The organism is uncultured Psychromonas sp. (genome assembly GCF_947489755.1).
Lineage (GTDB): Bacteria > Pseudomonadota > Gammaproteobacteria > Enterobacterales > Psychromonadaceae > Psychromonas.
Window position 1 is genome coordinate 22,087 of record NZ_CANLFB010000003.1, and the last position, 15,105, is coordinate 37,191.

General features: G+C 37.3%; 12 protein-coding genes. 6 read left to right on the top strand and 6 right to left on the bottom strand.

Going from position 1 to position 15,105, the window contains the following annotated elements:
• Nucleotides 1–361: 361 nt before the first annotated feature.
• Together Q0794_RS02380 and Q0794_RS02385 are read left to right on the top strand one after the other, a co-directional pair.
• Nucleotides 362–1,297 carry a slipin family protein gene (locus Q0794_RS02380; protein WP_298939908.1) on the top strand — a complete coding sequence of 312 codons (936 nt, stop codon included), beginning with the start codon at nt 362–364 and terminating at the stop codon, nt 1,295–1,297.
• Between the two features lie 10 nt (nt 1,298–1,307).
• Entirely contained in the window at nt 1,308–1,763 is a 456-nt protein-coding gene (locus Q0794_RS02385) for an NfeD family protein (protein WP_298939909.1), read from the top strand.
• 467 nt (nt 1,764–2,230) lie between these two features.
• Here Q0794_RS02385 and yeiP read toward each other — a convergent pair whose 3' ends face one another.
• The 3 genes from yeiP to Q0794_RS02400 form a co-directional block, all read right to left on the bottom strand.
• Nucleotides 2,231–2,797 (bottom strand): elongation factor P-like protein YeiP, encoded by a 567-nt coding sequence (gene yeiP, locus Q0794_RS02390; RefSeq protein WP_298939910.1) that lies wholly within the window; start codon nt 2,795–2,797, stop codon nt 2,231–2,233.
• A gap of 23 nt (nt 2,798–2,820) precedes the next feature.
• A complete protein-coding gene (locus Q0794_RS02395) occupies nt 2,821–3,147 on the bottom strand; it encodes a TusE/DsrC/DsvC family sulfur relay protein (RefSeq protein WP_298939911.1) in 327 nt (108 codons plus the stop codon).
• Between the two features lie 116 nt (nt 3,148–3,263).
• Nucleotides 3,264–5,459 carry an FUSC family membrane protein gene (locus Q0794_RS02400; protein WP_298939912.1) on the bottom strand — a complete coding sequence of 732 codons (2,196 nt, stop codon included), beginning with the start codon at nt 5,457–5,459 and terminating at the stop codon, nt 3,264–3,266.
• A gap of 298 nt (nt 5,460–5,757) precedes the next feature.
• Here Q0794_RS02400 and folD point away from each other — a divergent pair, with 298 nt between their 5' ends.
• Nucleotides 5,758–6,612: a bifunctional methylenetetrahydrofolate dehydrogenase/methenyltetrahydrofolate cyclohydrolase FolD gene (gene folD / locus Q0794_RS02405; protein WP_298939913.1), complete on the top strand. Its 855-nt coding sequence runs from the start codon at nt 5,758–5,760 to the stop codon at nt 6,610–6,612.
• 227 nt (nt 6,613–6,839) lie between these two features.
• Here the strand turns inward: folD and trxB are convergent, their stop codons facing one another.
• Together trxB and rne are read right to left on the bottom strand one after the other, a co-directional pair.
• The gene (gene trxB / locus Q0794_RS02410; protein ID WP_298939914.1) at nt 6,840–7,790 is read right to left on the bottom strand and encodes a thioredoxin-disulfide reductase; all 951 of its coding nucleotides are present in this window, start codon (nt 7,788–7,790) and stop codon (nt 6,840–6,842) included.
• Nucleotides 7,791–7,970: 180 nt separating this feature from the next.
• Nucleotides 7,971–11,030: a ribonuclease E gene (gene rne, locus Q0794_RS02415; protein WP_298939915.1), complete on the bottom strand. Its 3,060-nt coding sequence runs from the start codon at nt 11,028–11,030 to the stop codon at nt 7,971–7,973.
• A gap of 326 nt (nt 11,031–11,356) precedes the next feature.
• Here rne and rluC point away from each other — a divergent pair, with 326 nt between their 5' ends.
• The 3 genes from rluC (at nt 11,357) to Q0794_RS02430 (ending at nt 14,055) form a co-directional block, all read left to right on the top strand.
• Entirely contained in the window at nt 11,357–12,295 is a 939-nt protein-coding gene (rluC, locus tag Q0794_RS02420) for a 23S rRNA pseudouridine(955/2504/2580) synthase RluC (protein WP_298939916.1), read from the top strand.
• Between the two features lies 1 nt (nt 12,296).
• A complete protein-coding gene (locus Q0794_RS02425; protein WP_298939917.1) occupies nt 12,297–12,941 on the top strand; it encodes an HAD-IIIA family hydrolase in 645 nt (214 codons plus the stop codon).
• Between the two features lie 136 nt (nt 12,942–13,077).
• Nucleotides 13,078–14,055: a glycosyl transferase family protein gene (locus Q0794_RS02430; protein WP_298939918.1), complete on the top strand. Its 978-nt coding sequence runs from the start codon at nt 13,078–13,080 to the stop codon at nt 14,053–14,055.
• A 154-nt stretch (nt 14,056–14,209) separates the two neighbouring features.
• On the opposite strand, the gene Q0794_RS02435 is transcribed toward Q0794_RS02430, so the two are convergent.
• Nucleotides 14,210–15,091: a CsiV family protein gene (locus tag Q0794_RS02435; RefSeq protein WP_298939919.1), complete on the bottom strand. Its 882-nt coding sequence runs from the start codon at nt 15,089–15,091 to the stop codon at nt 14,210–14,212.
• Nucleotides 15,092–15,105 lie beyond the last annotated feature (14 nt).

Here is a 15,105-nt window from a genome sequence, read left to right on the forward strand (position 1 = left end):
TGGGAATGAGCGCCATAACTTTTAGTAAAGTTACAACTATTCCCTTTAACCTAATTTCTTCAACGTAAGTGTTTATGTGACCTTTATATCGATAATCTACGTATATTGTTAGTGAGAGTATTATCTGTAATAAAAATCTAGTTGATAATGATATTTCGCTATATCTACTTTAAGTTTTAATGTTGGCAGATGATAGTGGTAGTTTGACATAAATTTGACTGCATAAAAACTAATGTAGTACATGAATCACAATATTTAAATACAAAAATTTATGTTAACGGTAGAGGGGAATGAGTTGTGTTATTTAATGAGGCAACACGTTATTATCACTTAATTATATAATTTTACTAAAGGAATCAATATGGACCTCTTATTTGAATACATCTTCAATATACAAGTTTTCATTCTAGTGTTAGTTGTCATTATCTTAAAAAAATCAATTGTTTTTGTGCCACAAAATCGTGCGTACTTAATCGAACGATTTGGTAAATACCAATCCACTCGAGAAGCGGGGTTAAACTTCCTTGTTCCTTTCATCGATCATATTGGTGCAGATCGCTCATTAAAAGAGCAAGCAGTTGATGTGCCAAGTCAAAGTGCAATTACTAAAGATAACATTTCATTAAGTGTTGATGGCGTGCTGTTTTTCAGAGTACTAGACCCGCATAAAGCGACTTATGGTATCGATGATTATGTATTTGCAGTAACGCAGTTATCACAAACCACTATGCGTTCTGAATTAGGTAAAATGGAATTAGACAAAACGTTCGAAGAACGTGATGTGTTGAATACCAATATTGTTGCATCAATTAATGAAGCGGCAGGTCCATGGGGTATTCAAGTGTTACGTTATGAGATTAAAGATATTGTGCCGCCGACAACCGTGATGGAAGCGATGGAAACACAAATGAAAGCGGAGCGTGTTAAACGTGCTCAAATTTTAGAATCTGAAGGTGACCGTCAAGCGGCTATTAATGTTGCTGAAGGTCAAAAACGCTCAGTAGTATTAAAAGCAGAAGCTGAAAAAGAAGAGCAAGTACTTCAAGCTCAAGGTGAAGCTGAGGCTATTATTGCTGTTGCAACAGCTCAGGCTGAAGCATTAAATCGCGTTGGTGAAGCGGCAAATACAGACTCTGGTCAAAAAGCGATTCAATTAGATTTAGCGACTAAAGCGATTCAAGCGAAAGCGGCTATTGCTAAAGAGTCGTCTGTGGTTTTATTACCTGATAGTGGTAACGATGCAGCGTCTATGGTGGCTCAAGCGATGACCATTATTACTAGCTTAAATAAAAAATAAAGGCTGAGTTATGGAATATATTCTTTTACATTTACCGCAGGCTTTAGTGGTACTGGGTCTTATTCTTTTAGCTATTGAAGTATTGGTACTGGGCTTTTCAACTTTTGTATTATTTTTTGTTGGGCTCGGTACGATCATTACTGGTATTTTAATGGCGTTAGGTGTTATGCCTGCGACTATGCTTAATGCATTATTAGCAACCGCTATTATATCGACAATTGTTGCTTTGATTAGCTGGCAACCGATGAAGCGATTACAAAATAAAGGCGAAGTACATCAAGTAAGCAATGGCATGATTGGCGAGCAATTTACATTGTCTGAAGATCTATTAGTGGGTAAAACGATTAACCATCGTTACTCAGGAATTGATTGGAAAGTGAAAGCAAATGAACCTTTGAGTGCCGGCACGGAAGTCAAAATTAAGGCTATGCAAGTGGGCTTATTGACCGTTGAACCAGTTATTTAAGTTTTAAAGTGTTGTAAATGTAAAAATATACAGTCATATAGTGTAAACAAGAGGTTTACGTTATATGACTTTCTTACTGTTAACCCTGTCTATTTATCCTCTCTTTTTTGTAACAACAATTTCTTAATACAAACATAATATTTTCTACCTTTCCTTTTTCTATAACGCTTTGCTTTTAAAACTATTTTTTGACGCAGCTGTACCCTGGACAGTTGAGTCGTAGGGATTTTATACTGATTTTAAATGTTCGATAAAAGTGTATTTAAAGAGTATCTGAAGTTAGCTATCAGGGGAGATATCTATAGGAAATGGCCATTGAGAAAATGGTCATTGGGGAAATGGGTAAAATAGCTATAAAAAAGCCGATAAAATTATCGGCTTATGAAGGTCAATTAAAGCGTTATCTATAGGATTTTTGCTTAACAATAAGTGAACAAAGTCAGTTTACAAAATAACCCTACATGAGCTTATGCACGACCCATGAATTTCTTTTCAGTGGTGTTAACACGGATTTTGTCACCCGTTGAAATATGCTCTGGTACTTGTACTGTTAAGCCAGTTGATAAAATAGCTGGTTTTGTACGAGCAGTGGCAGATCCACCTTTAATAGAAGGGTCTGTTTCTACAATCACTAAATCAACACTGGCTGGTAATTCAACGCCTACTGGTGAACCATCAACGATAACCACTTGTAAACCTTGTGTATTTTCATCAATAAATAACACTTCATCAGCAATGCTGTCTTTATTTAAGTTGTATGGTGTGTAATCTTCACTGTCCATGAATACTAGCTCATCACCATCTAGGTATGAAAACATAACATTACGACGAATTAAGTCTGCTAATGTCAGCATGTCACTGTCTTTGAATGTTTCATCTGTTTTTGCACCAGAAACCACATCGTACATACGCATACGATATAAACTGCCGCCTGCACGACCTTGAGGAACTGAACGTTCGATGTCTTTAATTATGTAAACGCTGTTGTTAAATTCAACTGCAGTATTTTTTTTGATATCACTTGCCTTAGGCATATTAACTTTCCTTTATATTGTGCTTATATACAACGTGCTGGTTTAGGTAAACCAGCAATTTTAGTGGCTTGCTTCGCTGGGCCATCTGGGAATAATCTGTATAAATAACGGCTATTGATTTTTTCTTTACCGTATTTGTTTTGCATCGCTTTGACCAGTGCTCGAATCGCTGGTGAAGTATTAAATTGTTCATAAAAATCACGAACAAAATAGATAACTTGCCAGTGTTCATCTGTCATTGCTATCGTTTCTAATTGTGCTATTTCATCTGCTAATGCTACATCCCACTGTGTTGAGTCGAGTAAGTAACCTTGTGCATCTGTTGCAATTTCTTGACCATTAAATATCAAGTCTCATTCCTTTACCTAGTGAGTGCTTTATTGGAGCAAAATTCTATATTAAAAGTGATAAATTGCCTATCCTAAAAAGAGCAATCTTTTACATTGTTTACACTTGTATGAGTTATTTACACAGCTGCAGGTGATTCGCGTTGTGCTCTACGTTCAATTTTTTGTAAGAGAGCTTGTATATCTAACGCGGTAAAAGCAATCAATCGTAATTGCTCAACAATTAATTTAGATTCATCTGACATTGTTTCTTTATATAATTGAAATGACTCAATTTCAATTTTTTCAATTGCAGTCTCTTTTAATTCAGGGCGATAGGTATATAAAATTTGCTCCGAAGTGGCGACAAAAAGCTGCTTTAATAGCGCTAAATCCTGCTCTGATTCAATTTTATGACGGTGTGAAGAGAGGGCCGCAATATAGCAATTTAATGCATCACAACGATTAACTAAACCGAACACTTCTTGTTTAAGGTGTTGTTTTGAATTGGGTTCAAAAAGCATGCTTTGCCAAGCAGATGTTAATGCCGCATCTGATTTGAATGACGCAAAGCGAGTTTGGCGGAATATAATACTTTCACTTCGCCCAAACTGATATTGTTGTGCTATTTGTTTAAAGTAACGACTGCTATTGAGCAAATGACTACTCACTAAAGTCGGGAAGCGTTTGAATTGCCAATCAGGGTAAATAAAACTAATCGCTAAAAAGCTTAATATACAACCAATTAAGGTCTCATAAATGCGTGCGTATAAAACATCAATACCAGAAGGAGCCAGTAGATTCGTTAATATCATTACAAATAAAGTAATAAATATAACGGCTAAACCGTAATTTGTTCGCACGTAGTTAATGAATAAAAATGCTGAAACAACCATTAATATTGATTGTAATAGCTCATTTTCAATCATGATAAAAACCGGAAAACTCAGCAAGATGCCCAATAGTGTACCAAAACTTCTCAACGTAAGGCGTTTACGGGTTTCACTGAAGCTAGGCTGACAAACAAATAACACCGTCGATAGGATCCAAAAGCCATTGTTAAGTTGAAACTGTACTTGGATAAGATAAGCAATGACTAATGAGATACTAATACGAACAGCATGTTTAAATACTGGTGTTTTTTGTTGATAGGCTTTTTGGATTGTTTTCCAGAAGTTAAGTGGTTGCTTTTTTTCGCTATCAACAACAATTACTGGATTTTCTTTGTTATTAATAGTTAAAGAATGCAATAGGTTGTCTATCCCATTCAGGTTGTCGTAAATAGCTTGTAAAGCTTGCATTGCCTCTTGATTATTATCGAATAACTGTAGTTTTTGTTTTAATACATAAAGTTGATCTGCGAGTGCTTCTATTGTCCACTTTAAACGACGTGAATGTTGGTATCGTTTTTTTTCACTGATATTGGCGCCTACCTGATGGCAATCGGCACTTAATTGCAAAAGTAGTTGGTGAAATCCTTCTAGTATTTGGCTTCGACCAAAGGTGTTTTCTAATTGACTATATAAATATTGGCTCGCACTAATACGTTCATGAATTTGCTCTGCAACTAAATAATATTGGTTCAATAAACTTAGCTCTTGTTGTCGTCTATTCGCTTTGTATTGACCTTTGATCATGCTTTTAGAGGATTCTAAACGGGCCATGATACTGATGTTTAAGACCGCTAGCTTCTGTCTTGTATCAATAATGGCTTGTTTAGAATTCCCTTTTTGCGCATCAAATAAGTCTGACTTTTGTAGCTGATATCGGCTTATCGCATAAAAGAGTTGTGATAATTGTTCTCGCAAGGTTCTATTAGGACTTAAATGCGACCAATAAATCGCAAATAAACCATACCAGAGAGCACCGATAGCTAATAAAAGAGGTTGTTCAAACCAAACTACGTTAGCTTTGTGGCCAATCATGGTATAGATCGCGATTAAAATCGCACCAAAACCAATTTTAGTATAATGCGTTCCAAGACTCGCTAACATCATAAAAGCAAAGGTAGAGGTGCCTAAACCGAGGGCAAAAAAGAGAGGGTAGGGTAATAACAATTCAACACTAGAGGCAGCAACAAAGAAGCAAGCGATAACCGTTGCAATGAATTTCTTTCTCTCTTTGGTATTTTCATCAACTTCAACAATAGCACTCGCCATTACTCCCAAGCAAAGTGACAGTGAAACCGCTAAATTAGATTGTTCAAATAAGCCTAGATGAAAGTCAAATAACACAGGTATAAAGGTGCATGCCATGGCAATGACAACACGGAATCCAGAGTGTGCATTAGAGTCAGAAATTAATCGTCTAAGCATTAAAGCAAAAGAGTATTGCATGTACTATTTCTCATTAGCGTGGTTAATCGCAATCAGTGTCGGCACAGAAATCTTGTTATTGATAAAATACTTGGATTAAGTATTAATAATCTATACCGAACTTGTTTCGTTAACTTATCATCATTAACAATGACTTTATAAGCTGAATATCAGCATAAACAAAGGCAGTGAATCAAAGAGTTGATTTTAACCTTAATTCTTAAGCTTAAGTTACTAATTTTTGTATCTTTGATGTGACATTTTAAGTGAGTTTTGCGACAATAGCGTCGAATTTTTTAACTTAAAAGAGTAATGTTTGATGTCTGCACAAATCATTGATGGAAAAGCGATTGCTGCTAAGGTTACGGATAAAGTAGCTATTGGGGTTCAAGCCCGTAAAGACAAGGGGTTACGTGTTCCCGGTCTTGCTGTAGTGTTAGTGGGCGGAGATCCTGCTTCGCAAATTTATGTACAAAGTAAACGCCGTACCTGTGAAAAAGTAGGATTCACTTCTAAAGCATTTGATTTACCAGCAACGACATCTCAACAAGACTTATTATCACTTATCGATGAACTGAATGAAGATTCAACGATTGATGGTATTTTAGTGCAGTTTCCATTACCTGAAGGTTTGGATGAAACATCAGTAATTGAACGTATTAAACCAAGTAAAGATGTTGATGGTTTTCATCCTTATAATGTTGGTCGCTTAGCGCAACGTATTCCTTTATTAAGATCATGTACACCACGCGGTATGATCACTATGCTTGAATCCATTGATATTGATTTGCATGGTAAACATGCGGTTGTTGTTGGTGCATCAAACATCGTGGGTCGTCCGATGACGTTAGAGCTTTTACTTGCGGGTTGTACAACAACGACGTGTCATCGTTTTACTAAAGACCTTGAACACCATGTACGTCAAGCAGAGATACTTGTGGTTGCGCGTGGTAAAGCTAACTTTATTCCGGGCGAATGGATTAGAGAGGGCGCTATCGTATTAGATGTGGGCATTAATCGTTTAGAAAATGGCAAAATTACTGGTGATGTAGAATTTGAAGCGGCAAAAGAAAAAGCAGCTTGGATTTCGCCTGTGCCAGGTGGCGTAGGGCCAATGACGGTCGCGACACTAATAGAAAATACATTGTTTGCTTGTAATGAATACCACTCATAAAAAGCATGGTATTAAATTAATCTTTTCGTTAATTAATTTATACTTATCGAGCTTCTGCTGAAAGCGACAGAATCAAAATTTTGGTAATAAAAAAACCATAATAAAAAAGACTGCAATTGCAGTCTTTTTTAATTTTAAGCTTAAGGACTTATTGATAATAGCTAAATCTTTAGCATCTACCCTTAAAAAGGGATGGCCAGAGAATTAAATTTCTCTAGCAAATAAGCTTATAAGTTATCTAAGTATCTTTCTGCATCTAACGCAGCCATACAACCTGTTCCAGCAGAAGTGATTGCTTGACGGTAAATATGGTCAGACACATCACCCGCAGCAAATACACCTGGGATAGTGGTTTGCGTTGCATTACCTTCGCTACCTGTTTGTACTTTCAGGTAACCATGGTTCATTTCTAATTGATCAACAAACATATCAGTATTTGGTTTATGGCCAATGGCAATGAATACACCCATTACTGCTAGTTCTTCTGTTTTATCAGATAACGTGTCTTTTAAACGTAAACCAGTTACGCCCATATCATCACCTAATACTTCATCTAAAGTACGGTCGGTATGTAATACGATGTTGCCGTTTTTAACTTTTTCGTTTAAACGGTCTAATAAAATTTTCTCTGAACGGAACGTAGTACGACGGTGTACTAAATGTACTTCTGAAGCAATATTAGAAAGGTATAATGCTTCTTCAACAGCCGTATTACCACCACCCACAACGGCCACTTTTTGATTACGGTAGAAAAATCCATCACAAGTTGCACATGCTGAAACACCGCGACCTTTAAATGCTTCTTCTGACTCTAGGCCTAAGTAGCGTGCCGAAGCACCTGTTGCTATGATTAATGCATCACAAGTATAAGTTCCAGTATCACCTTTAAGTGTAAAAGGAGGCTTAGTGAGTTCAACTTCGTTGATATGATCAAAAATTATTTCAGTATCAAAACGTAAAGCATGTTCTTTCATGCTTTCCATTAAACCTGGACCGGTCATATCCGCTGCACCACCTGGCCAGTTTTCAACTTCAGTGGTAGTCGTTAATTGTCCACCTTGCTGCATACCTGTAATTAATACTGGTTTAAGGTTGGCACGAGCTGCATAGACGGCAGCGGTATAACCTGCAGGGCCTGAACCTAAAATCAATAATTTGTTATGTATAGTTTCGCTCATATCGTTACCTTGAATAATGAAAAAACAGATCAGCTAATATGTAATGCTGACCTTAATAATTAATAAATGACGCTAATACTAAACTTTTAGTACATAAATTTCAGTAAAAAAAAACGGATACTTCATAGAAATATCCGTTTTTATTAATAGTTGTCATCTATTAGAATGTTACCTATTAAGTTATAGCGATGTTTTTACTGTCTCGCTACTTGCTTTATTACTTGCAAATGAACTACCAGCTTGTTGTGTTGCTTTCACAATTGCTTGGCGATTTGTTGCTGCAACAATTGTAATCTCTTTAGATAAATCTAATGGTGCTGAGATTGTCTTCACCGTTGCTGATGTAGATTGACCTTTAGCGATACTAACGGTTCCATTTTTACTTGTTGGAACTGTCGCTGCTTTAGTTGCTTTAGTTGCTGTAGTTGTTGTAGCTGTCTCAGGTACTTCAGTTTTTGCAGGCGTCACGTTGACTTCTTCTGCTTTAACTTCAACATTTTCAACTTTAGGCGCTTCAGCTATTACAGGTGCTTCAACGTTAGGCTCTTCTGGCTTTGTTTCTTCAACAATAGCTTCAGTAACCGCAGGTGCTTCAACATTAACGTCTTCAACGATAGGTGTCGTTGTTTCAGTTGCAACAGGGGTAGTAATTTCTTTTACTTTCGTTGTTGTTTTAGCCTTTTGTACTGGCAATATCTTTTGTGCTTGTGTCACAGGAGATTGCTCAGCGATTTGTTGAAGTTGTTCAACTTCTTGCTGCTGTGTTTTATTTTCAGCGATTTCATCAACTGTTTTAGCAACTGGAACGGTTGCTTTCACATTTGTTGTTTCTGAGTCTGAATTCGTATCCGTTTCTGGGTAACGACTTGTCACTGCTTGAGCTTGTTGATCATCTTGCTGATCACGCTTGTTACGTTGTCCATTATTACGTAAATAGCGAGAACGACGCTGTGGAATCTCAACAGGTGTGTAACCTTCATCATTTGATGATGGTACATTATCTGTAGACTCTGTTTCAGCTGAGTTGTCTGTAACAACAGGTGCTTGATTAGCTTCAACTTTTTTAGCGGCTTCAGGTGATTTTCTCACTTTAGCTTTTGGCTTTTTAGTTTCAGCGTTAGCAGTAGGTTGAGCTGTTATATCTACATTAGCATCAGCGACTTCTGTATTATTTTCAACTGTGTTTTCTACTACGTTCTCAGGCTGTTGAACACGTACTTTTTTACGCATGTTACGACGTTTACGTCGCGCTACAACAACTTCTTGAGTATTCGTCTTTTCAGTATTTTCTGGAGAAGGTTTTACTTCACTCTCATACTTCTTAGTTTGTTGTGCTGGTTTGCGAACCGAAGGTTTTCGATCTGAAGGTTTGCGGTTACCGCGACGTTCAGTTGAGCTATCAGCAGGTTTTTCATTACGGTTACGGTTCGAGTTACCTTTCGTATTACGAGGGTTACGCGGAGTACGGTTCGGTTCAGTTTTTGCTTCAGGTTGTACTTGAACTTCTGGTTTCGCTTCAACTTTTGAATCATCACTGAAGAATTTAACGATTGCATTGATGACTTTAGTCACGAAAGATTCTGACGTGTCAGCTACTTTTGCGTGTACTGGCGCTTCAGGTTTAACTTTAGCGGCAGGTACTTCTTTCGTTGGTGCACTGAAGCCACTTAATAAAGGTTCTTCTAATTCTTCATGCTCTTTTTGAGCGATGTTAGGAATATAAACAGTATGCTGTTTTTCCAACGCATCGTAATTGATATCTTCTTTACCATCTTTACGAGTACGTTTAATTTCGAAATGAGGCGTTAATAAGTTAGCGTCAGGTACGATATAAACTTCACATCCATGACGGTTTTCAATTTTAGCCACGGCTTTGCGTTTTTCATTAAGTAAGTATGCAGCAACGGCTACAGGTACACGCGCTTGAATTTGAGCTGTATTTTCTTTTAAGCCTTCTTCTTCAATCAAACGAAGAATAGCTAAAGATAATGAGTCATTATCTCGAATAGTACCTTGGCCATGACAGCGAGGACATACGCGGGAAGCCGATTCACCTAAAGAAGGACGAATACGTTGACGCGACATTTCCATCAAACCAAAACGAGAAATTCGACCTAATTGAATACGCGCTCTATCTTGACGAACTGATTCACGCATTCTATTTTCAACTTCACGTTGATGGCGAGCTGGTGTCATATCGATAAAGTCGATAACCACTAAACCACCCAAATCACGTAAACGTAGTTGACGAGCGATTTCTTCAGCTGCTTCTAAGTTAGTGTTGAAGGCTGTCTCTTCGATATCGCCACCACGTGTTGCACGTGCTGAGTTAATGTCGATAGAGGTTAATGCTTCAGTAGGGTCAATGACAATTGAACCACCAGATGGTAAACGCACTTCACGTTGGAAAGCAGATTCAATTTGGCTTTCTACTTGGTAATGTGTAAATAGTGGGATTTCACCTTGGTATAATTTAAGGCGATTAACGTAGTCTGGACGCACCATTTCGATATGGCTTTTAGCCGTTTCAAATGTTTTTGCATTATCGATAACAATTTCACCGATATCACGACGTAAATAATCACGAATCGAACGTACAATGACGTTACTTTCACGGTGAATTAAAAAAGGAGCTGCTTTAGTTTTTGACGCTTGGTCAATCGCTTGCCAATGATTAACAAGGACATTTAAATCCCATTCTAATTCTTCAGCTGATTTACCAACACCTGCAGTACGAACGATTAAACCCATACCATTTGGTAATTTAAGATTTGATAACGCTGCTTTTAATTCAGTGCGTTCATCACCTTCGATACGACGAGAGATACCGCCAGCACGAGGATTGTTTGGCATTAAAACAAGGTAGCTACCCGCTAAACTTATAAAGGTAGTTAAGGCTGCACCTTTATTACCACGTTCTTCTTTTTCAATTTGAACAATAACTTCTTGGCCTTCTTTAATAACATCTTTGATGTTAGGGCGGCCTTTGAATGAATATCCTTCTGGGAAGTAGTTGCGAGCAATTTCTTTAAGCGGTAAAAAACCATGGCGTTCAGCGCCGTAATCTACAAATGCAGCTTCTAAACTTGCTTCAACACGTGTGATTTTACCCTTATAAATATTTGCTTTCTTTTGTTCGTGACCTGGACTTTCGATATCAAGATCATACAGCTTTTGCCCATCTACTAGGGCTACACGTAACTCTTCTGCTTGAGTTGCGTTGATTAACATTCTTTTCATTTGTGAACTCTTGTTTAATTTTTTCGTTATTTTTATATGTACTAACTGTTATTTGCATGCTGACCTCATGTCTGGTTATACAATCTCTCGACTGGAAGTATTCTGAGGTGCGTTAAAAGCGGATACAAATAGGTTAAATCAACATTAATTTAACACGGCAGCGTTACATTCTAATCATTTGATTTGCTTTCATAATAGCTATGCCTACTAGCGATTTTATAGTCATAAAATCACGAGGCATTAACTTTGTTATTGTCGCACTTATATCTACTTACAAGCAACAAAGTTTTTACATATTATGCGATCAGGCGTGATAAACTTAACGAATGGAACAGATAAATCACTCAGTACGCATTATTGACATCGCTCAAGAAAATGCACAACAACGCATCGATAACTTTCTTCGCTTACATCTTAAGGGCGTGCCTAAAAGCATGATCTATAGAATAGTACGAAAGGGAGAAGTTCGAGTAAATAAAAAACGCATTAAACCAGATTATAAATTACAGGTTGGCGACAGTGTTCGTATTCCTCCTGTTAAAGTTGATCCTGATAATGCGTTACCGTCACCTAAACTTAACAGCATTAAGAATTTAGAGTCAGAGATTGTTTATGAAGATGATGGCTTAATCATTCTTAATAAACCTTCAGGGCTTGCCGTTCATGGTGGAAGTGGTTTGGATTTTGGCGCCATCGAAGGATTGCGCGCATTACGTCCTGACGCTCGATTTTTAGAGTTAGTACATCGCCTTGATAAAGCAACGTCAGGGTGTTTATTAATTGCTAAAAAGCGCAGTGTGCTACGTGCATTACACGAACAACTTCGTCAAAAAACCATGAAAAAGCAATATTTTGCTTTAGTAAAAGGGCAGTGGAATATAAAAGACCGCTTAGTCCGTGAACCGTTATTAAAAATTCCTCAGGATTCCGTGGTTAAAGTGAGCCCCTTAGGAAAAGCATCAGAAACACACTTTAAAATTGTTCAACGTTATGAAGGCGCTACTTTAGTTGAAGCCAGCCCTGTTACTGGGCGAACACATCAAATTCGTGTTCACGCGGCTTGTAAAGGTCATAATATTGCTTGTGATGAACGCTATGGCGATAAAACCTTTGATAGTAAAATGAAAGCATTAGGGTTGAATCGACTATTTTTGCATGCGGCTCATATTACTTTCTTTCACCCTGTGCTTGAGAAAAGAATGACAGTGAGCGCACCACTTTGTCCTCGTTTAGAGGAATTATTAGAGAAGTTACAGCGAAGCTAATATGAAATACCAATTAATTATTTTTGACTGGGATGGCACCTTAATGGATTCCATTGATAAAATTGTTCTGTGTATGCAACAAGCTGCTGAACAACAACTGCAGGCAATTCCTGATGTGCAGGCTGTCAAAAATATTATTGGGTTAAGCTTATTAAAAGCAATGCAACAGCTTTTCCCCTCGTTATCATTAATTGAACATGGGCGATTAGTTGAAGCGTATCGAGATCAATATAATAGAATGCATGAGATCGACACTCCATTTTATGATGGTATTGCTGAGTTATTAATAGATCTGAAAGCACAGGGGTATACGCTTGCTGTTGCAACAGGTAAAGGGCGTAACGGGTTAAACCGCATGATGAGTAAAACAAATACTGAACATTTGTTTTCAGCCACAATATGCGCTGATGAATCTACTTCGAAACCAGATCCATCGATGATTTACGCCTTATTAAATGAATTAAATATAAATCCATCGGAAGCATTAATGGTGGGGGATTCAAGTTATGATCTAGACATGGCTGCTAATGCTGGCGTAAATAGCCTAGGCGTTAGTTATGGTGTGCATGGTCGCGATATTCTAATGTTGTCTGCACCTGTTACGGTTGTTGATTGCTTAGCGACGCAACTATATGACTACATTTAATGGCTATGTTTAGTTTTGTTGTCATCGGTAGATAGTCAATGGCTGTCGTGTCGAATAAGTGATCGTTAATAGTTTGTGCTTAGTTGGTATTGTAACTAAGTCTTGGTGAAATATTCATCGATTAAAAGGAATGATAATGTTTAGTGAATATATTAAATTAACGGGCCGTGGTGAAAAAGGCCGTCGCCCTTTAACCATGGATGAATCAAAACAAGCCTTAACGGATTACTTAAATGGTGATGCTACTTTATTACAGTTAGCTGTGTTGTTGATGTTACAACGCGTTCGTTGTGAAACACCTGAAGAAGCAGCTGGCTATATTGCAGCACTGCGTACTAAAGTTTCAAATGATTGGCATACGTTAACGCCAGATCTCGATTGGCCATGTTTTGCGGGCAAAAAAAGACAACCACCTTGGTTACTGTTAGCCGCTAAGGTGCTTGCTGCCAATGGCGTGAAAATATTTTTACACGGTCACATGACGGTTGATTTAGTAAAATACCAAGTTGAGTCAGCCTGTCCTTTACTCAATATTGTTATTGCCGACACACCTGAGAAAGCCAACATCGCATTAGAAAATGATTCATTGGTGTATGTACCTTTATCGTCTTATTGTCCTGAGTTAATTGAGTTATTAGCATTACGCGAACAAGTTGGTTTACGTACTCCGCTTAATACCGTTGCTAGAAGTATCAATCCAAGTAATGCGCCTTATAGTATTCATGGCGTATTTCATAAAAGTTATGAAAAGATTCATGCACAAGCTGCATTATTAAATAACGAACACAGTATTATTGCATTTAAAGGGGAAGGCGGAGAAAGTGAAGTTAATCCTCGTGTTTCTACTTTGGCTTGTGGTGTAACGCAAGTAAATGGTAAAGCGCAATATGTTGAACAAGATTGGCCAACGTACTTAGAAGACTTCTCTGGCGCTCATACAGAAGTTTCTGCTGAGTACTTGTTGAAAGTTTGGAATAAAGAGATTGAGGATGCTTATGGTGATGCGGCTGTTATCACTACCGTTGCAATGGTCTTAAAACAAATGCAACCGGATAGTTCGCAAGACGAAGCATTACAAAAAGCAAAACAACTATGGGAAAGTCGAACGATTTAACGTTTTCCATAAATAGATAAACAGCACAAACAAAAAAGGAAGCTCATTAGCTTCCTTTTTTATGATACTGACTGACCCGTTCTAAATTAAGCTTATTGTATTCAGTCGCTTAAATTAGTTTAAATTAGTTAAGGTATAGTCTTATATTTAAAAACTATCTGCGTATCTGAATAATAATCCCAAATAAAGGGTGATCTAAATAATGGATTTCACCGCTCTTTAAACGTCTTGTTTGATCAAACAAGGTTTCTGTTATTACTTTCTCTGTTCTAACATTTCTTTTAGGGATGGGTTCTTGAGCAACAACTTCTGCTGTAGCATCTGTTTCGACAGCCGGCGCTTCAGTTGCGAGTACCGATACTGAAGAAGAGACAGGTTTTTCTGTTTCAGTTCTAACAATTAACTGTGCTTCTATTTGTAAATAATGTTGAACATAAATCAAAAAGTTACCATCTATTTCATAGAGATCTTGCAGGATTTCATTTTTTTGTAGTGATGATAGAACATCTAATTTCTTCGAATCTGCTGTAAGCTCATTTGACACTGTGGTGGCTTGTGCTTTTTCAAGATTCGCCGATTGAGGCATATCTAATGCGTAGTTTTTACCTGCAAACAAATGAATTGGCAATGCATCTTGTTTATTTTGAATCGGCATACGCCATGCAGTATGTAATAGTGGCGTAAATAATTGATGATTATTAAGTCTTCTAAGTTGCTCTTTAAGTCTTAATCCTTTCAATAATATAAGTCTATTACCTTCTTTTACCATTTCATTATCAGTTATTTGAACTGGATTTTGTTTATGTAAACAAGGTTGACCTGATATACAACTTGTTGCAGGTTGCGCTTTAATGACTTCTAGGCGATCACGTTGTTTCAAATAAACATTATTCTGATCTAACTGTTCACTGGTATTTTTCACATCAACATTACGTTTAAATACAATTATTTCGACGTCAAACCAACGATCTCCCGCTTGTACGTTGAATGAGCATGTTGTTGCGATCAGTAATGGTAAAATATAACGTAAATTCAAAGCTTATCCTTTCT

Excerpts from the sequence above, each read along its gene's own strand:
- Q0794_RS02380 (WP_298939908.1), top strand. The coding sequence starts at position 362 with ATGGACCTCTTATTTGAATACATCTTCAATATACAAGTTTTCATTCTA.
- Q0794_RS02385 (WP_298939909.1), top strand. The coding sequence starts at position 1,308 with ATGGAATATATTCTTTTACATTTACCGCAGGCTTTAGTGGTACTGGGT.
- yeiP (WP_298939910.1), bottom strand. The coding sequence starts at position 2,797 with ATGCCTAAGGCAAGTGATATCAAAAAAAATACTGCAGTTGAATTTAAC.
- Q0794_RS02400 (WP_298939912.1), bottom strand. The coding sequence starts at position 5,459 with ATGCAATACTCTTTTGCTTTAATGCTTAGACGATTAATTTCTGACTCT.
- folD (WP_298939913.1), top strand. The coding sequence starts at position 5,758 with ATGTCTGCACAAATCATTGATGGAAAAGCGATTGCTGCTAAGGTTACG.
- trxB (WP_298939914.1), bottom strand. The coding sequence starts at position 7,790 with ATGAGCGAAACTATACATAACAAATTATTGATTTTAGGTTCAGGCCCT.
- rne (WP_298939915.1), bottom strand. The coding sequence starts at position 11,030 with ATGAAAAGAATGTTAATCAACGCAACTCAAGCAGAAGAGTTACGTGTA.
- rluC (WP_298939916.1), top strand. The coding sequence starts at position 11,357 with ATGGAACAGATAAATCACTCAGTACGCATTATTGACATCGCTCAAGAA.
- Q0794_RS02425 (WP_298939917.1), top strand. The coding sequence starts at position 12,297 with ATGAAATACCAATTAATTATTTTTGACTGGGATGGCACCTTAATGGAT.
- Q0794_RS02430 (WP_298939918.1), top strand. The coding sequence starts at position 13,078 with ATGTTTAGTGAATATATTAAATTAACGGGCCGTGGTGAAAAAGGCCGT.